The 23,320-nt window shown below is 34.8% G+C and carries 28 protein-coding genes and 3 pseudogenes; 7 read left to right on the top strand and 24 right to left on the bottom strand.

From position 1 onward, the window contains the following. Positions 1-85 precede the first annotated feature (85 nt). Positions 86-601, top strand: a complete 516-nt coding sequence (locus BPMYX0001_RS13035) for a DinB family protein (RefSeq protein WP_000915549.1) — start codon at positions 86-88, stop codon at positions 599-601. 216 nt (positions 602-817) lie between these two features. On the opposite strand, the gene BPMYX0001_RS13030 is transcribed toward BPMYX0001_RS13035, so the two are convergent. From BPMYX0001_RS13030 to BPMYX0001_RS12990, 9 genes and pseudogenes are all read right to left on the bottom strand, one after another. Next, a complete protein-coding gene (locus BPMYX0001_RS13030) occupies positions 818-1,258 on the bottom strand; it encodes a YaiI/YqxD family protein (protein ID WP_033796284.1) in 441 nt (146 codons plus the stop codon). A 489-nt stretch (positions 1,259-1,747) separates the two neighbouring features. Next, positions 1,748-3,295: a malate:quinone oxidoreductase gene (locus BPMYX0001_RS13025; protein ID WP_003198678.1), complete on the bottom strand. Its 1,548-nt coding sequence runs from the start codon at positions 3,293-3,295 to the stop codon at positions 1,748-1,750. A 351-nt stretch (positions 3,296-3,646) separates the two neighbouring features. Continuing rightward, positions 3,647-4,264 carry a hypothetical protein gene (locus BPMYX0001_RS13020; RefSeq protein WP_006095279.1) on the bottom strand — a complete coding sequence of 206 codons (618 nt, stop codon included), beginning with the start codon at positions 4,262-4,264 and terminating at the stop codon, positions 3,647-3,649. Positions 4,265-4,729: 465 nt separating this feature from the next. Continuing rightward, positions 4,730-5,275: a DUF2179 domain-containing protein gene (locus tag BPMYX0001_RS13015; protein WP_018766277.1), complete on the bottom strand. Its 546-nt coding sequence runs from the start codon at positions 5,273-5,275 to the stop codon at positions 4,730-4,732. Positions 5,276-5,508: 233 nt separating this feature from the next. Continuing rightward, the gene (locus BPMYX0001_RS13010) at positions 5,509-5,919 is read right to left on the bottom strand and encodes an ATP synthase subunit I (RefSeq protein ID WP_016115482.1); all 411 of its coding nucleotides are present in this window, start codon (positions 5,917-5,919) and stop codon (positions 5,509-5,511) included. Positions 5,920-5,972: 53 nt separating this feature from the next. Beyond that, the gene (locus BPMYX0001_RS13005) at positions 5,973-7,295 is read right to left on the bottom strand and encodes a hemolysin family protein (protein ID WP_018766275.1); all 1,323 of its coding nucleotides are present in this window, start codon (positions 7,293-7,295) and stop codon (positions 5,973-5,975) included. Positions 7,296-7,419: 124 nt separating this feature from the next. After that, on the bottom strand, positions 7,420-7,827 hold the full coding sequence (locus BPMYX0001_RS13000) for a MerR family transcriptional regulator (protein ID WP_018766274.1): 408 nt from the start codon (positions 7,825-7,827) through the stop codon (positions 7,420-7,422). A gap of 135 nt (positions 7,828-7,962) precedes the next feature. Next, positions 7,963-8,410, bottom strand: a pseudogene (locus BPMYX0001_RS34030) (SRPBCC family protein). Positions 8,411-8,605: 195 nt separating this feature from the next. Further along, positions 8,606-8,980 (bottom strand): SH3 domain-containing protein, encoded by a 375-nt coding sequence (locus BPMYX0001_RS12990; protein ID WP_006095274.1) that lies wholly within the window; start codon positions 8,978-8,980, stop codon positions 8,606-8,608. 239 nt (positions 8,981-9,219) lie between these two features. On the opposite strand from BPMYX0001_RS12990, the gene BPMYX0001_RS12985 reads away from it, so the two are divergent. Further along, positions 9,220-10,107: a DMT family transporter gene (locus tag BPMYX0001_RS12985; protein ID WP_006095273.1), complete on the top strand. Its 888-nt coding sequence runs from the start codon at positions 9,220-9,222 to the stop codon at positions 10,105-10,107. A gap of 108 nt (positions 10,108-10,215) precedes the next feature. Here the strand turns inward: BPMYX0001_RS12985 and BPMYX0001_RS12980 are convergent, their stop codons facing one another. Both BPMYX0001_RS12980 and BPMYX0001_RS12975 read right to left on the bottom strand, forming a co-directional pair. After that, complete coding sequence (locus BPMYX0001_RS12980; RefSeq protein WP_033798966.1) at positions 10,216-11,085, bottom strand: pentapeptide repeat-containing protein; 870 nt, start codon at positions 11,083-11,085, stop codon at positions 10,216-10,218. 92 nt (positions 11,086-11,177) lie between these two features. Continuing rightward, entirely contained in the window at positions 11,178-12,038 is an 861-nt protein-coding gene (locus BPMYX0001_RS12975; RefSeq protein ID WP_033798965.1) for a LysR family transcriptional regulator, read from the bottom strand. Between the two features lie 126 nt (positions 12,039-12,164). On the opposite strand from BPMYX0001_RS12975, the gene BPMYX0001_RS12970 reads away from it, so the two are divergent. Beyond that, positions 12,165-12,725, top strand: coding sequence for a cysteine hydrolase family protein (locus BPMYX0001_RS12970; protein WP_006095270.1), 561 nt, complete (start codon positions 12,165-12,167; stop codon positions 12,723-12,725). Positions 12,726-12,899: 174 nt separating this feature from the next. After that, on the top strand, positions 12,900-13,076 hold the full coding sequence (locus BPMYX0001_RS12965; protein WP_006095268.1) for a DUF1272 domain-containing protein: 177 nt from the start codon (positions 12,900-12,902) through the stop codon (positions 13,074-13,076). A 41-nt stretch (positions 13,077-13,117) separates the two neighbouring features. Here the strand turns inward: BPMYX0001_RS12965 and BPMYX0001_RS12960 are convergent, their stop codons facing one another. The 5 genes from BPMYX0001_RS12960 to BPMYX0001_RS12940 form a co-directional block, all read right to left on the bottom strand. Continuing rightward, complete coding sequence (locus BPMYX0001_RS12960; RefSeq protein WP_006095267.1) at positions 13,118-13,687, bottom strand: SGNH/GDSL hydrolase family protein; 570 nt, start codon at positions 13,685-13,687, stop codon at positions 13,118-13,120. Between the two features lie 14 nt (positions 13,688-13,701). Next, positions 13,702-14,526 carry an MBL fold metallo-hydrolase gene (locus tag BPMYX0001_RS12955; protein WP_033799664.1) on the bottom strand — a complete coding sequence of 275 codons (825 nt, stop codon included), beginning with the start codon at positions 14,524-14,526 and terminating at the stop codon, positions 13,702-13,704. A 73-nt stretch (positions 14,527-14,599) separates the two neighbouring features. Then, the gene (locus BPMYX0001_RS12950) at positions 14,600-15,451 is read right to left on the bottom strand and encodes an aminoglycoside phosphotransferase family protein (RefSeq protein ID WP_033798964.1); all 852 of its coding nucleotides are present in this window, start codon (positions 15,449-15,451) and stop codon (positions 14,600-14,602) included. Between the two features lie 125 nt (positions 15,452-15,576). After that, positions 15,577-16,074 (bottom strand): NUDIX domain-containing protein, encoded by a 498-nt coding sequence (locus BPMYX0001_RS12945; protein WP_018781793.1) that lies wholly within the window; start codon positions 16,072-16,074, stop codon positions 15,577-15,579. An 8-nt stretch (positions 16,075-16,082) separates the two neighbouring features. After that, positions 16,083-16,832: a Nif3-like dinuclear metal center hexameric protein gene (locus BPMYX0001_RS12940; RefSeq protein WP_033798963.1), complete on the bottom strand. Its 750-nt coding sequence runs from the start codon at positions 16,830-16,832 to the stop codon at positions 16,083-16,085. 177 nt (positions 16,833-17,009) lie between these two features. Here BPMYX0001_RS12940 and BPMYX0001_RS12935 point away from each other — a divergent pair, with 177 nt between their 5' ends. Next, positions 17,010-17,219 carry a hypothetical protein gene (locus tag BPMYX0001_RS12935; RefSeq protein WP_003198717.1) on the top strand — a complete coding sequence of 70 codons (210 nt, stop codon included), beginning with the start codon at positions 17,010-17,012 and terminating at the stop codon, positions 17,217-17,219. A gap of 29 nt (positions 17,220-17,248) precedes the next feature. On the opposite strand, the gene BPMYX0001_RS12930 is transcribed toward BPMYX0001_RS12935, so the two are convergent. From BPMYX0001_RS12930 to BPMYX0001_RS29445, 3 genes and pseudogenes are all read right to left on the bottom strand, one after another. After that, positions 17,249-18,148, bottom strand: coding sequence for a PhzF family phenazine biosynthesis protein (locus BPMYX0001_RS12930; protein WP_006095262.1), 900 nt, complete (start codon positions 18,146-18,148; stop codon positions 17,249-17,251). Between the two features lie 17 nt (positions 18,149-18,165). Further along, positions 18,166-18,933 carry a GNAT family protein gene (locus BPMYX0001_RS12925; RefSeq protein WP_006095261.1) on the bottom strand — a complete coding sequence of 256 codons (768 nt, stop codon included), beginning with the start codon at positions 18,931-18,933 and terminating at the stop codon, positions 18,166-18,168. A gap of 58 nt (positions 18,934-18,991) precedes the next feature. After that, a pseudogene (locus BPMYX0001_RS29445) lies at positions 18,992-19,440 on the bottom strand (GNAT family N-acetyltransferase). Between the two features lie 405 nt (positions 19,441-19,845). Here BPMYX0001_RS29445 and BPMYX0001_RS12915 point away from each other — a divergent pair. After that, positions 19,846-20,265, top strand: a complete 420-nt coding sequence (locus tag BPMYX0001_RS12915; RefSeq protein ID WP_006095258.1) for a VOC family protein — start codon at positions 19,846-19,848, stop codon at positions 20,263-20,265. Positions 20,266-20,428: 163 nt separating this feature from the next. Here BPMYX0001_RS12915 and BPMYX0001_RS12910 read toward each other — a convergent pair whose 3' ends face one another. After that, complete coding sequence (locus BPMYX0001_RS12910; protein WP_006095257.1) at positions 20,429-20,959, bottom strand: NAD(P)H-dependent oxidoreductase; 531 nt, start codon at positions 20,957-20,959, stop codon at positions 20,429-20,431. 124 nt (positions 20,960-21,083) lie between these two features. Between BPMYX0001_RS12910 and BPMYX0001_RS12905 the strand changes: the two genes are divergently transcribed. Continuing rightward, on the top strand, positions 21,084-21,407 hold the full coding sequence (locus tag BPMYX0001_RS12905; RefSeq protein WP_003207774.1) for a winged helix-turn-helix transcriptional regulator: 324 nt from the start codon (positions 21,084-21,086) through the stop codon (positions 21,405-21,407). A 44-nt stretch (positions 21,408-21,451) separates the two neighbouring features. Here the strand turns inward: BPMYX0001_RS12905 and BPMYX0001_RS30820 are convergent. From BPMYX0001_RS30820 to BPMYX0001_RS12890, 4 genes and pseudogenes are all read right to left on the bottom strand, one after another. Continuing rightward, positions 21,452-21,662 (bottom strand): annotated as a pseudogene (locus tag BPMYX0001_RS30820) (BCII family subclass B1 metallo-beta-lactamase); the annotation flags it as partial. Between the two features lie 199 nt (positions 21,663-21,861). After that, positions 21,862-22,527: an HAD family hydrolase gene (locus BPMYX0001_RS12900; protein WP_003198733.1), complete on the bottom strand. Its 666-nt coding sequence runs from the start codon at positions 22,525-22,527 to the stop codon at positions 21,862-21,864. A gap of 84 nt (positions 22,528-22,611) precedes the next feature. Next, the gene (locus BPMYX0001_RS12895) at positions 22,612-22,893 is read right to left on the bottom strand and encodes a MazG nucleotide pyrophosphohydrolase domain-containing protein (RefSeq protein ID WP_006095256.1); all 282 of its coding nucleotides are present in this window, start codon (positions 22,891-22,893) and stop codon (positions 22,612-22,614) included. A gap of 176 nt (positions 22,894-23,069) precedes the next feature. After that, entirely contained in the window at positions 23,070-23,195 is a 126-nt protein-coding gene (locus BPMYX0001_RS12890) for a MerR family DNA-binding transcriptional regulator (protein ID WP_006095255.1), read from the bottom strand. Positions 23,196-23,320: the final 125 nt, after the last annotated feature.

The raw sequence follows: 23,320 nt of genomic DNA, 5'->3' as shown, positions 1-23,320 counted from the left end.
TTTTAGAGTTATTATTTAAAAAAGGATTTTGAAGTCTTTTGGTGAAAATTAAATATTAAATCTATAAAAGATGGAGGTTGTTGTGATGTTGAAACTGTTTCAATATAACTGGCAAGTTCGTGATGATTGGTTTACATTGTGCGAAGACATACCGGATGAAGAACTATTAAAGAAACGGGTCGGTGGGTTCGGCAGTATCCTACATACCCTATTTCACATTGTAGATGTGGAATATATGTGGATCTTAGGTTTGCGAGGTGAACCAGTGCCTGAGGAGCCATTGTTTGAGGATTATGCTAGCTTACAAAAAGTGAAAAATCTTTCAGCTCAATACCATGAGAAAGTGAAACCATTTGTGACATCTTGGACAAATGAAATGGATTCTCGGAAACTTTCAGAAACTGATTTCAATGAAGAACCGATTAGCTCTAGAGACGCACCAATCAGGCGCCGAGTCATTGAATGTACACACGGAGAAATCATACGTCATGTCATTGTCCACGAAATCCACCATATTGGTCAGTTATCTATATGGGCACGTGAAATAGGAAAGGAGCCTGTTTCCGCAAATCTGAGAGGAAGAGGGCTATTCGATAATTAGACTGCCTTTGCCAATTTCACAAACGGGCGCGTTTATTTAGAAAAGCGTCTTTTCTTGTATATTAAGTCATTTGATAGAATATGGTACCATTAATATGCTACATCAAATATTTATAATGTTGATTCATGTGAGTGTAGTGTAAGGCTTAAAAAAGAACTGAAATACTTGTCAAAATATTATTTTTCTTGGTTTTCCTTAAAAATGAACGGTTCTTTTTTAAAGTGAAATCGCTCTTTTAAAAAGCTCCCTAAATTTCTCCCTATCTTCTGATGTAAATGGTTTTGGCCCCTTTGTACGCTTTCCACTTTTTCGAGCCATTGCACTCAAATAACGTGTTTGTAATAATTGGTCAATGTTTTCATTTGTATAGCTATACCCTTTATGGTGAAGAACCGTACACCCCTTTGCTAAACCTAGCGAAGCAAGACCATAATCTTGCGTAACGATTATGTCTCCTTTTTCTGCTAACTTCATAATCCGATAATCCGCAGCATCTGCTCCAGAATCAACATAAATCGTTTCCACTCCTGATGGTTGTTCCGCATTAGAAAAATGAGAAAAGCTAGTAACAAGGATAACAGGAATTTCAGCATTCGTACCTTCAGAGATAATAATATCTTTTACCGGACAAGCATCTGCATCAACATAAATTTTCATCTTTATCACTCCCATAAATAAGTTCGAGTTGATGATAATGGTAGATTTAGCTTTTGTCAAACGAAGATGCTTTACCTAAAATCATTAAAAAAACAGATATTCTATTAAAGGGCGCGATTGTGGAACAAGAATTACAAGGGTGATACATATTATACATGACTAATATGTATCACCCTTTATTTTTTATGACTTTTTTTGATTTAGGTCTTGATAATATTTGTTAAACAACTTTATTGTCAATCAACACAATTGTTATAGAATTAGTATTTCATATTTTATAATGTAAAACCTTTAACACTAACTTCTTCAGATAAAACACTAACTATTTATCAGATATTTGTTTTTTATTTGCTTACAAATTACTTATAGTCTCTTTTGTGTATTTCATTTTCTTTCTTCTTTATTTTTCCTAGTATAATCTCTTTACCATTTATTTTTTTATTGAACTGTTTAACTTCCTTAAATACCCTTGTTCCTACATCCAAAGAATTAACTGTAAACTAGTTCTTTTTGGCTTAGATCAAGCGTCTGCGCTGTTGAAGTATGAATCTCTTGGAAAAGCTCTGGGTTTTCCGCTAGTGACACGCCATAAGAAGGAATCATTTCTTTTATTTTCAGTTCCCACTCTTTCATATGTTGTGGGAAGCATTTTTCTAATACCTCAAGCATAACGTGAACAGCAGTAGAAGCACCCGGGGAAGCGCCGAGCAATGCAGCTATCGAGCCATCAGCGGCACTAACAACTTCCGTACCAAATTGAAGTGTTCCTTTACCACCGGCATCAGTATCTTTGATAACTTGCACACGTTGTCCCGCTACCACTATATCCCAATCCTCGCTTTTGGCGTTCGGAATAAACTCGCGTAATTCTTCCATGCGCTTTTCATTCGATAACATAACTTGCTGGATCAAGTATTTTGTCAATGACATCTCTTTTACGCCTGCCGCCATCATAGTGAGGACATTATTCGGTTTTACGGAACCTATCAAATCAAAATTCGAACCAGTTTTTAAGAACTTTGGTGAGAAGCCGGCAAACGGTCCAAACAGCAATGTTTTTTTGTTGTCAATATATCTTGTATCAAGATGCGGAACAGACATTGGCGGAGCACCAACCTTAGCCTTACCGTATACTTTTGCATGGTGCTGCGCTGCAACTTCCGGATTGTTACATACCATAAATAATCCGCTTACCGGGAACCCTCCAATATGTTTTGACTCAGGAATACCGGTTTTTTGTAGTAAAGGCAGACTTCCGCCCCCACCGCCGATAAAGACGAATTTTGCAGTATGGTATTCGATTTTACTACTATTCATATCATGCACTTTCACTTCCCATGATCCGTCGCTAGCACGTTTAATATTCTCGACACTATGTTTGTAGTTTATTTCGACATTTTTACTCTGCAAGTGGTCAAACAACATACGTGTTAAAGCACCAAAGTTGACATCCGTTCCAGAATCGATTTTCGTTGCCGCTATTGGCTCATTCGATGTACGCCCTTCCATAATAAGTGGCATCCACTCCTCCAGCTTTTCATGGTCATCAGAAAATTCCATTCCTTGAAACAGCGGACTGTTTGAAAGCGCTTCAAAACGCTTTTTCAAAAACGTTACATTTTCTTCCCCTTGCACCATACTCATATGAGGTATTGGCATGATAAAGTCTTGCGGATTACGAATCAGATTACTATTTACAAGATAAGACCAAAATTGTCTTGAAAGCTGAAACTGTTCATTAATTTTGATAGCTTTGCGAATATCTATAGATCCATCAGATTTTTCGGATGTATAGTTCAGTTCACAAAGTGCAGCGTGGCCCGTTCCCGCATTATTCCATTCGTTAGAACTTTCTTCTCCTGCGTTTGCGAGTTTCTCGAACACTTTGATTTCCCATTCAGGTACTAACTCTTTCAGTAATGATCCCAAAGTCGCGCTCATGATTCCGGCACCAATTAAGATAACGTCTGTTTTTTGCTGCATGTTGCTCATGATAATCTCTCCATCCCCTATATTAGCAAAAAAGAGTAGGTGCATCTGCTTAAAGGTCGCAAAAAGCAAAGCGTCGCCTAGACCCCTACCTAGGAACCTATCTCTCCTGCCTCAAATATAACCATCTCATACTCTATTATAATAATTAATAGACTAAAATATCTAGTATTATCTGATAATTATTAACGATTTAAGAGAGAATATAGATTTTTTACAAAAATAAATTCTACTTTTCTACATAAAAAGGAGAAGTCTACTCTTACAGAATAAAGAAAAACTATATAAGGTTACACATTATATATCCATTGGTACACCATTATCTAAAGTGATGTACTTTTTTCTTTTATAAACCTCTTTATTCGCCTTCTTATGATTTCCTATTTCAGAACATATTCATTATAATAAGAGAGAAAAAGCTTTTTCCAATTCTTCCAAAACCTCTGTGTAATGTCGAATCCCAGGGTATTGTTGTGGAGAAAGTGCTTTTGACTTTATTGGAAAATCATGAATGAAATCCAGGTCCTTATACTCCTTTAAATGCAGTTGATTCAATGCAGTTAGAACGTCACTTTTGTTTTCACTCCACACTTGAAAGGTTTTAAAGCTTGTCACAAAAATTTCATTATAGGATGTACCATCTTCAGTCGCGATTCCAAATTGGAGAAATCCATCATTTGTAAGTTCAAATTTATATTCTTTGAAAAGATTCATGATTCGGTCAGATTCAGTAAAGCGACTAAGAACGGGCTCTTCCCCATTCATTCCTACAATTCCATAAGCTATCCCTTCTTTAATCATTGTATTAACTAATGTTACAAACAAGTGCCAAATTCTATCAGCATCAATATTGATTTCGGTAAAATACTGAAACTTTTCACCTTCAATCTCTCTCATCTTGTATCCTTCCACAATGTTCGCTCTCGCCCGTTTTTGTTGTATAGTGTGGTAATCATCCCCCCCAATTCGATCTGGTATTCGATCTGGTATTTGTAAGCCTAACGGTAATTTATACACGCTTTTTCCTCCTCGTCTTCAATGAATATCATTATGTTGGAATAAAATAGTTTATAGATTCTCAACATATTCTCTTTTGGTAATGCAAATCCCTTCTCCAATTAACTGATCATATTCTTTCATACATCTTCGCATATGCGATTTTCAGCTGTTTCCGCAATTCCTTATCTTCTTATACGCACTGTAACGAAAAAATGATGTCTAGAACAAAATATCTCTTGAGTATTTAAAAATAAAAGATGACGATGCGAAACAAATATCAAATTTATTTAAAACTTTCTTTTTCAGCTATTATATCAACAAGTCACCCTTCCATACTACAAACCATTTATGTTGTAGTAGCAAATGAGCTCTTTTGTGGCAAAAAAAAAGAATAGATCACTCAGATTGCTTCTGCCTGCATCTATCCTTTTCTTTTTATACAATGTGTAACACTATTAAATCAAAAGAAATTAGCTAATTTTTTTATGAAGCATGATCTTTCTTCTTCATCAATGCTCGTTTCTTCATCGCTTTTGTTAAGTAGCCGCCTTTGAAAGAGCGAATCTCATAGGAAGACATAAACGCTTTCGGTGCAATTCGATTAATAATGTCCAAAAGCTCTTTCTCGCGGGAACGTTTCGCAACAATATCTAAACGGTAGCGTACGGAATTTATCCCTTCCCCTTCAAATACAGTTACACCAAATCCTGAATGTCTTAACTCATCAACTAACTCATTGCAACGATCTAGTAAACTAACTTGGTATGTAATATACCCAATTGCCAATTTATTTTCTATATAACCGCCTAATAAAAGTCCGGCACTAAAACCGATCACATAGGCTATAATATTCATCCAATTTGATAAATCTTGAAACACAATTCCTAAACTTACAATATAGATTGCCCCTTCTAGTAATCCCACACCAGCAGCGGATCTTGTTTGATTCTTTACAAGCAAAATCGTCCTGATCGTTAAAACTGGAACATAAATAATTTGAAGTACAAAAATAAGTAGCGCTTGTAACATTTGCATCCACCTCTTTCAAAAAGTCTTTTGTCATAATAACATACATAACCTTTAGAAAGCGATGGGTTTTCTAAATTTTTTTATTTTCCCATGAAAAAATAAGAAAATAAAAAAAGAACCGTTTTCGGTTCCCTTTTATCCCGCATTAACGGGCAGCAAGACCCCGATTGGTTCAACTAATAATCAGTGGGAGATAAAGAACCCCCCACTGATTAAAGTTTCACTTTATCTTCTTATTTTGAATCCTGTGTAACCCTTTTTCTTTTTTCCTCTTCTTCTCTTACTAACTGCATATTCGCATAAGCTAAATTCGCAATCATTAAAAAGTGACCACCTAAAATGCCCGTACCAAATGCCCACATTTCCATTTCATGTTCAATTTCATACATAATGATCGCACCTAGTATCGCAGCTGCAAAACGATTTAAAATTCCTAATCCAGGCGCACGTTGTTTTAATACAATACTTTTCCCAATCTTTTCAACTCGTCTGGCTAACAACCAAAGACAGTATGCACTTACAGCTAATCCGATCCCGAATCCAGTAACTTGCTTTGAAAAAGGCGTTATCGTCCATAGAAGTAGTAAACCACTAAAGATCATATATAATTGTAGTTTGTATACTCGTAACGCAACTTCAATCAAAATACCCGCTCCTTGTTTCAAGTTTTGCGATAGGTGAAAAAGAAAGCAGCAACCTACACAGTTGCTGCTTTCTCTTGTTGATGATCAATTTTTCGAATTTCAACGCGCTTAATTTGATATGCATCTTTTTCAAGAACTTTAAACTCATATCCCTCTGCTTCGACACATTGTCCTTCTTCAATTTCATGATTCTGCATCATAATCCATCCACCAATTGTATCCACATCTTCTTCCTCGATGTGTAGACCAAATAAATCTTTCACTTCTGAAATTAACACTTTTCCATCAACAATTTTATGATGTTCATTTACGTGTTGAATTGGTGGATGTTCATCTTCATCATATTCATCACGAATTTCGCCGACGATTTCTTCCAATATATCTTCAAGCGTTACAATTCCGGCTGTACCTCCGTACTCATCATATAATACAGCCATTGGAATTCGCTTTTTCTGCATTTGCAGAAGTAAATCATGAATTGGAGTTGTTTCCATCACTTCAATAATCGGACGCATATACGTACGAATAGATGATAAATCTTCTGTATCGCCTTTCATATATCGAATAAAGAAGTCTTTTACGTTGACCATACCGATAATATCATCTTTATCTTCTCCAAAGATTGGATAACGTGTGTATCGTTCGCTTTGGATAATTTTCATGTGTTCTTCTACTGAATCTTCGAGATAGAAACCGACGATTTCTGTCCGTGGTACCATAATCTCTTTCGCAATGCGATTATCAAATTCAAAGATATTATTTACATACTTATATTCTGCTTGATTAATTTCTCCACTTTCATAGCTCTCTGAAAGAATAAGACGTAACTCTTCTTCCGTATGTGCTACTTCATGTTCAGAAGCTGGTTTCAAACCGAATAAGCCAGTTACGACACGCGCTGAACTATTTAGTACCCAAATAAACGGATACATCACTTTGTAGAACATCATTAAAGGTCCAGCAAATAATAAAGTTACTCTTTCAGCCTTTTGAATTGCCATTGTTTTCGGAGCTAATTCCCCTACTACAACGTGCAAATACGTCATTGTCATAAATGCAAGGCCAAAAGTCAATACTTGTGAAATAGAAGGGTTTAAGTTCCATTTCTCAAATAATGGATGCAATAGCTTTTCTATTGTCGGTTCACCTAACCAACCAAGTCCCATTGCCGTTACTGTAATTCCTAACTGACAAGCAGATAAATATTCATCTAAATTTGTTGTTACCTTTTTTGCTGCTAACGCACCGCGTTTTCCTTCCGCAACAAGCTGATCTATACGACTTGAACGTACCTTAACAATCGCAAACTCTGCTGCTACGAAAAATCCAGTAAATGCGATTAAAATCGCAACCATGACTAAATTAAATATTTCCAATGAATCCCCTTAGTAAAAAAACTAAGGTGTTCACCTCCTGTATACTTATAATGTTTTCTTATTCTCTGTTTCTTTAGAAAACATAGCCCTATACAGAAATTAAAAGAGTTGGATCCAACTTCAACTATAAAAATAGTATCAGTGTTTGTATTAAAGCTGTCGTTTGACCCGATAAAGATTTCGATATTTTTTCACGTTGTGAATCTGTTAACCCATCTAACAGAGGTTTCAACTGTGTTAGCTCTGTTTCTAATCGATGGATATGGTTTGTCACTTCATTCACTTGTTTCGAAACGTGTTCATTGATACCGAGCAGCTTCTTCCTCTCCTCGATCCTCTCTTTAATCTCACAAAGCGGCATATGCATTTCCTTGCATTTCTCAATAAATTGTAATGTTTCAAATGCTGTTTCGTCGTAATAGCGATAATTAGATTGAGATCGCTCCGCTTTTAAGATACCTAGATTCGTATAATAATCAATCGTTCGTTTCGATACGTGAGCCAAGTGAGCCAACTGTCCGATTCGATACACCTTCCCAACGATTTTTCCCTCCCCATTTATGTTAAGAACATCATACAATACATAAACTATACAGTCAAACGTGACGGTTTATTATTCACAATATATGCAAAAAAGATCCGCTATATGTTGCAGATCTCCTTCTTCCTATATTTCTTTTTCTTTATTATGAGTAGCTTCTACACACTCTGCTAAACGTTCAAGCTGATCCATACATCCAACCTGTTAATTTATATAAAATACGATAGAATAGATTGCTAGGTGTATACTCAACAATTAATGTAAGAAGTGTGCCTTCCTCTTCTTACAATATGTATGTTGTAGTAGAATATCCTTGTTTCATCTCACCGCCAAGAGTAATGATATACGGTGCTTCATATTCTAAAAATTCCACTTCCGACTCAAATATTTTCTTACCCATTTTTTGAACGGAAATAAATGTATCTCCTACACGTGGATTTTCTTTCACTCGCTCTAACGGATAACGATTTTCGATTAAAAATGTATTCCATTCCTTCGTTTTTTCATCATCTTTTACATATTCAAACACGACATCAATTGCTGCTTGAATTAAAACTTCAATAGCAAAACTCATTCATTTTCTCCTTTTACATACCCTTATTTTTCTATATATTTTGCGACAAAATGATTATGCCATATTTTATCCAGTGAAATACAAGGGTTATTTTACTATTATTTCTCTTATTTAGAGTTTCATGAGTTTGAATTTATAATTTATAACACAAGGGCGAAAAGAATTGAGTTATATTTTTATCCATATTTCATCATATTAATTTTCAAAATACATCTTTTGCTTTAACCGTACATTTACTTTCGGAATCCAACCAACTTCTTCACATTCTATTTTCTTGCACCATAGCCAACCATTTAATTCCTTTAAACCAATGAGAATATCTCCTTTTTCTACATTTAATTCTTTCGCCGTATATGTTTCAAGCACAATACCAGAATCACTGTTTTCACATGTTATTATTTGCTTTGGAACCCATCCCGCCAGACCACTATGCTCAGCACGGCAATATACCCAATTGTTCCAGTTTTCTGGCCCTGAATATATATTACCAACTCGCACTTGATCTCCTTTTTCTAAACTAATTGGTTCTGGATAATTACTAGTGTGAGACTGAATCACAACACATTTCATTTTACCCCTCCAATAATCTGAAAATTAAGTTATACTTTTATTATAAAACTTATTTATGATAAACAAATACAAAATATTGAGAGGAGAAATTCTTATGTACTACAACAACCTATTTGAAAACGATCAACCTGTAATCCGTCTATAATCTAAGACGGGCATACGTATTTTTTATAAAAAAACATGCCTCGTCTTAGGATTCCCTATTTTACAATCCTATAAATAGACGGAGGTATTTCACAATGAAACAAACAATTTTAGGCGCTATATGTTTATCACTTGCAGCAAGTATTTGGGGTGGTATGTATGTTGTTAGTAAATATGTACTAGACTTTATTCCGCCTCTCACACTTGTCTGGCTTCGCTTTATTATTGCCTTTGTAGTTTTGTACATGATTTTAAAAACGACAAAACGAAAACAAAAAACAACGATACAAATAAATAAAAAAGATTGGCTACTCTTTGCTTGGATTGGCTTCATCGGCTACTTTGTTTCAATTACGTGCCAATTTGTTGGAACAAAATTATCAGATGCGCACACAGGCTCTTTAGTTACATCGGCCACTCCAGCATTTATGGTCGTGTTTGCTACATTGATTTTGAAAGAAAAGTTAACGACTCGCAGAATACTCTCTACCGTCTTAGCTACACTAGGCGTCACAATTGTTATTGGGTGGGATATAGAAGTTGGCTCTTATTTTATCGGCACAATCATTTTAGTGGGGGCTGCGATTACATGGGCTCTACTATCTATTTATGTAAAGATTGCTTCTCAACAATTTTCATCTTTAGTCATTACAACGTACGCAATCTTCTTTTCACTATTTTTCATTACACCCTGCATGATTTGGGAATTACAATCTAATCCAATTGGGGACTTAAATACCACTATCATTTTAGGTATTTTATATTTAGGAATCATCTCGACCGCTGGAGCCTTTTTTCTTTGGAATAAAGGACTTGAGTTAATGGATGCCAGCATCGGTTCATTGTTTTTCTTTTTCCAGCCTATTGTTGGTTCATTATTAGGCTGGTTACTTTTAAATGAAACGTTGAATCGTAACTTTTTTATTGGTGGTGCTCTTATTATATTTAGTGTAATCATTGCCACATTTGAGAAGAAAAACTAACAATATCAAAAACACAGGCTATAAAAAAAATACGGCCTGTGTTTTTGATTATAAAGCTATTACATACATTTATATTGAATTAAACCTAATGTTTCATTTACCTTTTTCTCAAGCAGACCAGTGCGCTGGACGAGAAAGTAAACTTGGTAATTTCGTGTTTGCGTCCCCTTTCGCTGCATTAATCTGGACTTGAGTTAGAAAAATAGTGTCTGTTAGATTTGCTCCACTTAAGTCAGCATCTCGTAAATCAGCACCGATAAAGTCAGCCATTCTTAAATCAGCACCTCGAAGATCAGCAGCAATGAGGTATGCTCCTCTTAAATTCGCTCCCCTAAGATCTGCCCTTCTAAGCTTTATCCCCATGAGATTTGCTCCTCGGTGGTCAGTTCTCTTATTTTTTTTCGTCCCTTTATACCGGTGACGTGACTCCATCCATACTAGTTCACTCGTCCTTAAAAGAAGAGTATTTACATCTGCTCGGTGTAATGGAACATTTATTTTCATTAGTAAATCTGGACTAAGCCTTGAAAGTCGTTCTGTCTCCTCAATCGCGTCACGAAGCTCCCCATAAATCGGACTTGTCACCTTTAACGTTAAAGCTTCATTCAAATACCAAAGCATCTCATGAAGTTGGTGCATAATTGGAAAAACATCATACATTTTCTTTGCCTGTTCTAGACCTTTGCGCCAATCAACTCCCTCAAAGGTAACTTGAGAAACTTTTTGCCCCGCACCAAAGCACTCAAATACAGTACATCCTTTAAAACCTTTCTGCCTAAGGTTTTTATGAATACTGCAACGAAAATCTGATTGTAGATTAGAGCACGGCTTACCACCATCTTTATTAACAGCAAAATCGGCTGAAGCTGCAAAAGGAAGCGCAACACAGCACAAGCCGAAGCAATTCTCACAGTCAGCGCGTAAACTGTTAAAACTCACACCACTTTTTGAATCCAAAAAATTATTATTCTCTAACAAAACATGTACCCCCTGTTGCTGTATTACTTGTTCAATTTTGTATAGATATGTATATAAAAGAAATAGTTTGTAATAAAAGTACCTTCCAACAATTACAAAGCAGTTCCTGTAAACATCTTAAAGAGAGCTTTACCAATCCTTTCATTTCGTGCAATCAAATATATTGCTCTTTGTTTTTGAAAATCCCGGATGGGTATCGTACGCAGTGGCAAATGTTCAATACGTTCTGAAATCGTCCGTGGAACAATTGTAATTCCCGCCCCTGCAGCAACCATCCCAAGAATAAAGTCTCGAAACGATACCTCAGAACTAATATTAGGTTTTACTTCCAATCTTTCAAACTCATCCATAATCGCTCTTCGAATATCGCAACCGATTGGATACATAACTAAATTCTCCGATAACAGCTCCTTTATGGTTACATTTTCTCTTTTACTAAGCGGATGTGTCTTTTGAAAAACTACATCATATGGTTCCACAAACAACTGCCTATTCCAAAGCTTTTTTGGTACCCATTTTTCATCTACTAAACCTACATCTAATTTCCCTGATAAAATATCTTCCATAATCTCTTTAGACATATCATATACTTTCGTTTCTAAATTCATATTCTCACTTTGGCTTCCAACAAGTTTTTCTGGAAGATAGAATGCTGCAAGACTAGGGAGTAAACCTAATATTACACGTACGGATTCTCCCATGTCTTTCATTTCTTGTTTAATGCCATCCCATTCTTTAACGAATGGAATTATTCTTTTTTGAAAATACATACCAGCCTCTGTTAATTCTATACCTTGTGGAGATCTACTTAATAATTCCACTTCTAATTCAGCTTCTAATTTCTTTATCTGCTTACTTACTGCAGGTTGTGTCATATGAAAATGCTCTGCTACTTTTGAAAAACTTTTATACTCTGAGCAAAGTAAAAAACATCGTAACCACTCAATCTCCATCCTCTTTATCCCCTTGTTCAAACTTTTTGTTATACCCTTCAAAAATACTGGAAATTCTCTACTTTTACAATAATTGATATCATTACCATATGGAAAATAAATCATTTTTGAAAAGGAGAATAACAAATGAATCGATTACCTAAAAATGCTGCACTTATTCTAGTTGATATTCAAAAAGGATTCGATGATTCTTACTGGGGACAACGCAATAATATACATGCTGAAACAAACATGGAGCTTATATTACAAACATGGAGAAAAACAAATCGTCCTGTAATTCATGTGCAGCACATCTCAAATAAAGAAAATCACCCATTAAGAAAAGAAAGCAGCGGAAGTGAATTTAAAGACTTTGCTACTCCACTTCCAAATGAACCAGTATTTCAAAAAAATGTGAATAGCGCTTTTATCGGAACCAATTTAGAAGCATATTTACGAGAACACAATTATGAAACTGCCGTCATTATCGGTTTAACAACGGACTATTGCGTATCCACTTCAGCACGTATGGCTGGTAATTTAGGTTTTTCAACTTATGTCGTTTCAGATGCGACAGCTACATTTGGTAGAATCTCATATGATGGAAATTATCATCATGCAGAAGATATCCATAAGCTTGCATTAGTAAGTCTTCATGAAATGTTTGCTACCGTTTTAGCAACTAACAAACTTATAGATTTGCTTTAAATCCCCCTTAATGCATCTTTAAAAGTCACTAAACAATCAATTTCAAAATAAAATAGCACATTTCATTGCAAATGCTAATTTAACTTCCAAATATACTTTCATATGAAAAAGACATATTCTCCCGTTTATATTATCATTAAATTACAAACATTCATACAAGTAGGAGGAAATCATATGGCATTAGAAATGAAAACAAACTGTCAAACTTGCAACACTTCACTTCAAACAGATTCGGAGGCTTATATTTGTACGTATGAATGTACATTTTGTGCACCATGCACAGAAAAAACGAATCAAGTGTGTCCAAACTGCGGTGGTGAATTAGTACGTAGACCAAAAAGGAAACAATAAAAGCAAAGCTACCAGTAGCTTTGCTTTTTCTTTTCCACCGTTTATTCTAAAATTCCTTTTAACTTCTCCCCGATTAACGCTGATAAGTATTCATAGCCAGTCTCTCCAAAATGCAGCCCATCACGATCTTCATTTTCTACAAACTTCTTATACTCTAATTCTTGAATCATATGAGAATGTAAATCAAGAAAATAACTTCCTGTTTGTTTTGCCACTTCTTCCACCACTTTTGCATACTGTGATAGTACTTCATTTGTTCTTGCGTGCTGTCTTTCCTCATCCACTGGTGCCGGGCTAATTAGCAGCACCTTTTCTGGTGAGATTTTTTTCACAATCTCGATTAAATTTTCTTTATATTCTTGTAGTGATACTTGTTTATGAAACGCTGCATCATTCGCACCAAAAAAGGCTGTTACAAATGTCGGCTCATAAGATAACACATCTTCTTCTATTCTTCTCAAAGCATCGAACGTATTATCACCAGAAACACCTGCATTTACTATTTTCCAATCAGGAAATAAATCTTGTAAACGCGGAGTTAATCTAGGTTCGCCATTCCAGAATATTTCACCATCTGTAATACTATCACCAAAACATACTAATGTGTTCATTTCCGTTTCCCCTTTTATGTATGAAATAATTTCCCTTCTAAGGCTGAAATATAGCGCTGTGCCGAACGCTGAACCGCCTCATTTGCATCATCTTTTACTACTCGGTGAAAAGCGTTGTATAAACGATTAAAAGGCAATGACTTTACTCTTTTAGCTATTTCTTCAACTTTATTTGCTGGTAACGGAATTAAATTTGGATAGCTGTACATAAAGCTCATCCACTGCTGGTCCGCTACAACTTGAATAATATCGCCTGTTAATAAAATCCCTTTCCCTTCACTCCCCTGTGACCAGTGTAAAACAGAACCACCTTTAAAATGTCCGCCTAGACGATGTATAGTGAGTCCATCAGCTAATTGCAATGATTCTCCTGACCAAAAAACAATATGTTTACTCGGACGCATAACCCACTGTTTATCATCTTCATGTATATAGATTGGTACATCGAACCGTTCTGCCCATTCAACTTGAGTAGAATAATAGTGTGGATGGGATAACGCAATCGCATCTAACTCTCCTAATTCTTTTACCTTTTCAATTGTATTTTCATCAAAATAAGTAATACAGTCCCATAATAAATTATATGAATCTGTTTTTACCAAATAAGTTGTTTGGCCAATCGCAAATTCTGGTTTTGTTGTAATACTATAAAGCCCTGTTTCTTCTTCAATGATTTCATTTTTATATGTATTACTCTCTTGTAAATCCTCCAGTGTTGTCCAAGATTGACCTTTCGGATTAATATACTGTCTCTCCTCATTGCAAATCATACAATTCACTGGTTCTTCTACACTTGCTGCATATTGTACGCCACATGTTGTACAAATAAAGTTTTTCATAATCATTCTCCTATCCCCTTTTTGTTTTCGATTCTTTTAAGCTGTTATTCTAAAAATAAAGCATTTTATTTCTTTACTGAAGCTCATTTATCCAATAACGCCATGCTATTAAATAGGCTTCTAAATCTTCAGGATGATGCCTGATACAAGTTTCTAATCGAAGGTACAACCCTATTAGTACTTCTTCATATAAAACTTTTCCCTTTGTATTCTTATGAAATACACATTGTTCTACTACATAGTCTATAGTTTCTTTCGTTAAATCTTCAGGCGTCGAACAAAATGCATAAATTAAATCATATATTGGATCTCCCAAAACTGGCAAAGGATCAATCACACCATATAATTTATGCTCCTTAAATATAAAATTATGGAATCCACAATCCCCATGTAATACATATGGTTGATTGCTATGTGCCGTTCTATTTGGACTGTGTACTAATTTAAGAACACTATGAAACTCTTCTTGTGTAATGTAAGATTTTACATTCTCATTAGCCTCCATCACTCTGTTTAAAAGAAAATCCTGCCAAGAGTCTACCGGTCCTTCTTTCCATCCCCACTGATCCATACTCATAGCTGGTTTATATCTATCAATCACTTTCTGTACAAGTGTACAAAGAATATCTCTTTTATCCCGAGCATGATAACTTGTGGAACCAGGGATAAATGAATAGACCATATATCTATTGAGCGGGTCTACATACAAAAGCTTAGGAAATATACTTTCATTTTCATAAAAATCAAGAAAATACGCTTCTTCTTCAATGACCTTTGGTTCATTCAACTTTACAACACACTGCTCTTTTCCTTCTAGAAGATACAGTCTACTTGTAGTACCGCCAGTTAATTTTTTGTACCCTTTCGGATAATCAGTAATAACTTCATTAACAACCAATTGTTCAATAATTTCCGAAATATTCATTTTTCTCATTCCTATTCTGCACCCGTACTTGAATATCACTACTATTAAATGAAACGACTTTATAATTATTTGACAAATATAAGAAAAAACCTTTAAAAATCCTTATATTATAAAAGAAGGAATCTCTATCTTTCTGAAACCAATAATGCAGCAGCTACTATTTCATCATAAATCTCATTCCACTTTGGATAATACAATGTAACCTCGCTCGGCTTCACAAATATTCTTCTATTCGATTCATACTCTCCATTAAAATCATGAACTTCTGTAATATCCATCCGGTAAAACGGTTGATATCCTATTTTGGGATATGAATCATTTTCATTCCAATTTGGATTTTCACTATGGTCTACAATGATATATCCAAGCAAGGTACATTCCCCTTTCACATACCCTTCTTCCCATGCCTCTCTCTGAAAACATTCTTCTGGCGTTTCCTTCTGTTCAAGATGCCCTCCAGGAAAATCCCAACTACGACTATGATGATCTATTAATACAACCTTATCTTTATAAAAACAAAAACCATGGACACTCGTAATCCCTTCATAATCTGGTAATGTATTTGCTTTTAGCCATGTTAACTTCACCCTTGATTCCCCATAGTTCGCGTATATCGTTGGCATTCTCTCCCTCACTCCAAATGCTCTTCATATAATCTAGTAATTTCTAATGCCCGATTCAGCTCTTTTAATTTATAAGCTAAACTTTCCACTCCAAAAACTTCCGTAAACGTATGACTACCAACAATAAGATTGATTCCCTTAAATTTTGCATATTGAACTGTATATAACGTTTTCTCTCCCGTTATATATGTATCGCAACCTTTTTCCAATGCTCTTTTTATAATATTTGTGTTGTTCCCTGCTCCTGTTAAGATTGCTACTCGTTTCACCGGACGATTATGATTCTTCCACGCTTTTACCTTTTCCTCTAATCTCTCTTCTACTCTTTCCACTAAATCATACAATAAAATAGGAGATTCATATTCTCCAATCCCAGGTAACTCTTCTTCCTCATACGAAGAATATTCGAGTATTTTATCAATCTCAATTTCGTTAAATAATGAAGTGCAAGTTCCAAAATTCACAAAATCTAAAGGTAAGTGTATCCAAAAATGATTGATTTCATATTCTTTTAATTTCTCAACACAAGATTCTTCCATACCGAATAAAAAGCTCCACGGTGCATGATGTGTAATGATCATATCGACTTGATTTACTCGTGCTTCTTCGATTGTTTCCAGCGTTAGGTTCGTTGTATAACCTATTTTACAAAATTCCTCTTTGCTAATATTGGTGAAGCCATATTCATCATCACCATATTTATGAAGATGCTCTCCAAATAACATTTCAATCGAATTTTTAAACCCTGCTATATTCATTTCAATTCTCCTTTTCACACTTCTTTCCCTCATATATATTTTATTTTCACGTAATGAAAACCTGCTTCGAATTAGAAGTATGAAACAATGAGCCCTTCTTGTATTCCCGCCAACTTTTAATTTTGATAAATACGGGCATGCTATAAAAAAATACCTGTACATATTAGGAGGATATATATGAAACCCGATTTTTTACAAGCTGTAAATGAGGCTATCGGTAAGGTTGAGCATCTCCACATTGAAGAAAGCGGAGCAGATAGTTTACTAATTCATCATGATGATGTGAGACAGTTAAAACAGGTTGCCGAAACGTTAGAAAATAACAATTTTCATTCTGTAATGAGACAAAATGGAAATGCCTCTTTTATTGAAGTTTTAAACAGATGAAAAAAGTTCGGTATATGACCGGACTTTTTTCAAATCGAAATTTGAAATTCTTTTACATACACTGCAGTTCCAGAAATCTCAATTTGTAGGGACTCATCTTCCTGCTTCTTTGTTACATAAACAGCGACCCGACCATCTTTATTCATTTCTTGCCCTTGTTCCACAATGAATTTCATTTCACTATTAAAATCTTTTTTCAAAAACTTAGCATAGTAAGCTCCCATTACCCCAGAAGCCGTTCCCGTCACTGGGTCTTCTATCGTTCCAGAATAAGGTGATGAAAAATGACGGCCATGCATATGTGCTGCTTCATCATACGTCTCTAAACAAAGAGGATGAATCGATGCCTTCGGTACTTCTTTTAGAATAGATGGAAACTCTTCATTATTTGGTTTCATTCTTTGAAAAGCATCCAACGTTTTAATTGGAACTAATAAAGTCCAAATTCCAGTACTCCCATACACAATTGGTAGCGTTTCATCTAAATCATTCCCATGAAGTCCAATGCTGTGCGCTAACTCTTCAATGGAACCATCAAACTTTTGAAACTGTGGCGCCGTTTGTCTCATTTTAATAAATGATTCTCCATTTTCATCTATATCTATATGTACTGGTAAAACACTCGCTTTCGTTTCGATTGTGAGATTTCGTTTCCCCTTCAGTAGCCCTCTTTCGTGAAGTGCAAATATAGTTCCCACTGTCGCATGTCCGCAAAGATTCATTTCATGCCCTGGTGTAAAATAACGGATCCTTATATCCGCTACATTCGAAGGAAGCACAAAAGACGATTCGTTAAATCCTACTTTTTTTGCAATAAGCTGCATTTCATCATTAGTTAATCCTTCTGCATCTATTACAAGCCCAGCTGGATTTCCCATATTCGGCTTTGTACTAAATGCATCATAATGGAAAACTTTTATTTCCTTCATTTTCTCATCTCCTGAATTTATTTAAATATTTTGCAATACAATTCCGTTTCTGTCCTTATAGAGCATCCGTTTTTCCAAAAAACCTTTTGCATTTTTTCATTTGTCATATGAGTACTTCCAATATAATAAGTAGCCCCCATCTGTTCTAACATGTATAAAGATTGAAGATGGATATGAGCACTAAGTCCTTTTCCACGTTCCTCCGGCAATAGTCCAAAATAAAATAATCGACCTTCATTCTTCGTACCAGGTTCAATATGAGGAATGGATATTCCAATCGGTTGCTCTTTATCATAAAAAGCAATACATGATTTTTCCCACCCCTTACCTAATTCTGCTTGTATAGCATGAAAATGTTCATTAATGTTAAGACTTGATGATTTGTTGTCCGAATCTGACATACATCGTTCCCAAAGCGACTTAAATTCCTCTTCAGACAACGTCCCTACGTCTATAGAGCAAAAATCATACTGTTTTTCTAGAGTTACGCTATCCGAAAGCTTACGAAACACCTCTATTTTCGCTGCATAAAGCTCAAAGCCAAATTCACGTAACACTTTTGCACTCAGAGTATAACTGTTGAAACTTTTATCTAGTAAAATGCTTGCTCTTTTTACATTCCAATTTGAACAAAGCTCTTCAAACTTTTTTATCTGCTCTTTATAATTTTGAGCATCATAAAAAGAATCTTCATCCATTTCTTCAATTGTTACTGCATTTGGCAAACCATTTAATACTTTTTTCGAGGGGCCAAATATGTTTTGAATAGTTGTAAGATTGTACATTGTGTTCACCCTTCTATACAAAAATTGAAACTACCAATCTAACTCTCCTAAAGATGGATCAAACCTCTTCAGGACGATTTTTATAATAAGTTAAATAATCAGTCCATTTTCCGTTCTCAAGAGAAAACGCTTTTCTTGTACATTCAAAAACGAATCCTGCTCTTTCCGCCAGACGAATCGATGGCTCGTTATCAACATTTATATGCAGTTCAATGCGATGGAATTTAAGATGATCAAAGAATAAGTCCATAGCGGCCCGTACACTTTCTAAGCCACAGCCCATTTTCCCGTACTGATTATGGATTGAATACCCTATCATCGCCCATTGATAATCCATTCAGTAAACCATTCTTTTGTTGAAGACGACATATCTCGATAACCATCATCATACTTATATTGAGGTGGTAAACGATTGTTGAAACCTTCATACCAACTTATATAATCTTCTTTTAGAACAGGACGGATCATAAGCCTTTCGGTTTCTACTTGTAACAATGGCTGTTTCAATTTTTATCTCTTCCTTTATACTCAAAGACTGAAATTTACGAATCATACTTCCTGCCAAATAATTTATATTATTGGAATTTTCTTTATCATTTTAAATGAAATACAGAATTTAGTAAATTAATAAACATATTCATCATTTCTTGTTCACTTCCCATTATTCCCCCCATTCTAACCGCTAAACCCTGTACAGGGTTAGCAAGAATAGATTCACTAGTTTGTTGTTCTATTTCTAGTAAAGATCAAAAGGTACGAATAGAATAATTATGATGTTACATAGCATATATATAGTCTAGTTGCCTTAACTATAACTAAACAGAAAGCCATGACCGTAACATTCAAATACTTGTCTATTCCCTTTCAAATGTTACTAATATAGGGATTTCCTGTTTAAAAGGAGATGATTGAATGAGGTTAAACCATTTAAATCTATGTGTTGATGATTTATCAGAAGCTAGACATTTCTTTGAGACATTTTTTGATTTTCAATTTTTAAAACAAAAAGGAAAGGCTCTTGTAATAATGAGTGATGAGAATGGATTTATTCTCGTGTTAAGTGATCCGAAAGCATTCAAAGGGCAAAAGACTATTAGATATCCTGAAGCTTTTCATATTGGATTTTTAGTGGAAACTTCAAGTGAAGTTGATCAAGCATATAATCGCTTAGTAGCTGGAGGCATTGAAATAGACAAGGAACCTTATACAATGAGAGGTAGTAGTTATGGATTTTATTTTACAGTATTTAATGGTTTATTAATTGAAGTTTCTTGTCTTGTCTATAAAGATGGTAAGAAAGTTTCAAAAGTCAATGACACACCCCTTACATAACAACTTTCAACCGAACAAGTCATAACTCATATGAAGTAATTATGAAAAAGGTCCCTCTTTTTTCTATCCGGCGATTTTTTATATTGGAATCCATTCTGTTCAAACTTTATTTCAAACCAATAAAAATATCCCGATACCTATAAAGGATCGGGATATTTTTAAATCATATATAAAGATTACTTTTATTCATAATATAGTTAATATACTCAGCTGCACTTCTTTCGATATCTTCATCCTTTAGTTGGTATTCTGCTCCATACAACGTAAATGTTGGTATGAACTTCATTCCTGTGTATAGACAAGTTGCCTGAAATGGTTTTGTTAGTTCGTTCATTGTAAACCCATCTTTATACTGCGTTTCTAATCCCCCTATAGAAATCGCCAAACCAAATTCTTTATTACGTACTTTATCCCCTGTAGAACCATATGCAAAACCGTACGTCAGCACATCATCAAACCACTTTTTTAATAATGGTGGTGAACTATACCAATAGAGCGGAAATTGAAATATATAACGATCGTGTTCTAATAATAGTCTTTGTTCATAATCAACATCGAATTCCCAATTGGGAGCCGCTTTATACAATTCATGTACTGTTATCTCATTAGAATATTTCTCCAGTTCTTCTATCCATCTTTTATTAATTCTTGATTTTTCAATATCTGGATGTGCTACAATTACAAGTGTTTTCATAAATTCCCTTCCCCCTTATAAATAAATGAAATCCTTTAGTATTAGTATGTATTAGTTACATATAATTGAAAAGTACGTACTTTCAGGTGCTATAGGAACCTCAAAGTACCTATGGAGGTGTAATATGAAGATGAATCAGAACTTCCCTATCGCTACTACCCTTGAAGTCATCGGAGGAAAATGGAAGAGTAGTATTTTATGCATTCTCATGAACGGAAAGCAGCGGACACACGAACTGAAACGTGCGATCCCAGATATTACACAAAAAGTTCTGACGCAACAATTGCGACAACTTGAAGCTGATGGGATTATCCATCGTACTGTATATCAAGAAGTTCCACCAAGAGTTGAATACACAATAAGCGAATACGGAAAATCTTTAATTCAAATTATGAATGAACTGTGTGAATGGGGAAAAGATCATCAAGTCAAAAGATTATCAAAATAAAAGAACCCTGCAAAGGGTTCTTTTCTATCACTCTTTCAATTTCTCTATTTTATTTGTAATAACTCTAACGTATGAGAAAGCAAACTTTTATCTCCTACATCTCCATGCCCTGGTATAACTGATTTTATATTTTCATATCGATTCATCTATATATGCATCCGCAACATTCCCTAAATTTTTCGCACCTGCTGATTTTACTAAACAACCTCCAAAAAGAATATTATATTGAGGGAGCCATACTGTTATATTGTCTTCCTCCTAATAAAGCTATACATACAAAAATCAACAAAAACTAACGGGATCTTCTTATCTTCATACTTTTCTAATCGTACAGTTACATAATCTATTCACTCTTGAAATGTGCTATTTGTTCAATAGAACACCTACAATTATTCTAATATCTGCGATGTAGCATAAAAAAAGAACTTGGTGTTTCCCAAGTTCTTTCTCCTCTTTACTCATTAAAGATAAATTCTTTAAACTTCTCTACACTCTCAAAATAATAATCTGATTCCTCTTCCATTCGCTTTCTAATTTTCGGAATATGATGCGACCAACCAGCTGCTGCAAATGTAACGTTGCAGCTCTTTGCCATTTCTAGTGCAGGCTTCAAGTCATCTAATACGATGACTTCATCTTCATGTAGATGAAACATAGACAAAATCTTTTTCACTGGATACGGATGTGGCTTTCTCTGATTTTCTTCTAACTCCCATCCAAACACTGCATCTGGGACAAATCCACAATGCTTTTCATAATCCCTCTTAATGCGACTACTTTCAGAGTGAGAAACAACCGTTACAATTCCGCCCTGTCTCTTGAACTCCCGTACCAATTCAGGAAACCCTTCATAAAAGTCTGGAATTTTCGATTCGGTGTATTTTTTCCAAACTTTTTGTTGGTGCTCTTGCTCTTCTGGTGTAAAACGAATAATATCTTTACATAAACTCAGAAAACCAGGATGAAAACAATTTGAAACAAACTCTTCTAATGATAATGGCGTTTCATTAGGTCTTAAATCTTTTAAAGCTTCTACAAATGATGGATAATGTATATCCGGTGTACTTTTTACTGCTGTATCATCATGATCTAGTATTAAACATTTATATTTTAAGTTCACTTTCTTCCTCCATTACAATCCTACCTATTGCATTCCTTTCTCTATTATCTCATGTTAGCGTCATACCATCCACACTTTCTATCTTTACCACTCTCTATCTCGATTGATTTCCATCTTTTCCTGAAATGCTTCCTCTAAATCAATTTCTAATTTATTCGCTAAATCACACACATTCCAAATTACATCAAACATTTCTAAGCCTATTTCTCTTTTTATATTATCATCATCATTTCGCCTTAATACCGCTTCTGTTAGTTCCCCTAGTTCAGCCATCAAATACATTGTACGCTCCTCAATTGTCGTATCCGCAAACCCTTTTTCTTTACTAAAATTTGATACATACTGCTGAAATTCAGAAAGCTTCACTTTATATTCCCCTTCTCTTTTTATAAATTTCTTCTACCAATCTTTTATCTTCTTTATATTTACAACGATTCGGTTGTCCTTCTGCACGATGGATTCTCAAATTATTTAACTCATACACGACCGAATATAATGTCCCAAAATTATATTTTTTCAGATTCAAACATACATGCTCTTTACTATTCGATAAAATATCCTGTTACAGAATCAGTATGCAGCGGTTTCACAAGATGAATTTCATCATAATAATGTAACGTTTTAATGGATACACCACATATTGTTGAAAACTGTCCAACTGTATACATGTACGATCCCAGCCTTTATTTTCAATTTTTTCCCACTTAATTCATATTTCACTATAGAAAACATTCGTTTCAGACAAATAAAAAACGAGTTTGTATACAACTCGTTTTTCACACCACTTATTCTA

Origin of the sequence: Bacillus pseudomycoides DSM 12442 (assembly GCF_000161455.1) — a bacterium.
Classification (GTDB): domain Bacteria; phylum Bacillota; class Bacilli; order Bacillales; family Bacillaceae_G; genus Bacillus_A; species Bacillus_A pseudomycoides.
Note: the sequence above shows the minus strand (reverse complement) of the source record. Positions and strands in the feature narration are given on the sequence as shown.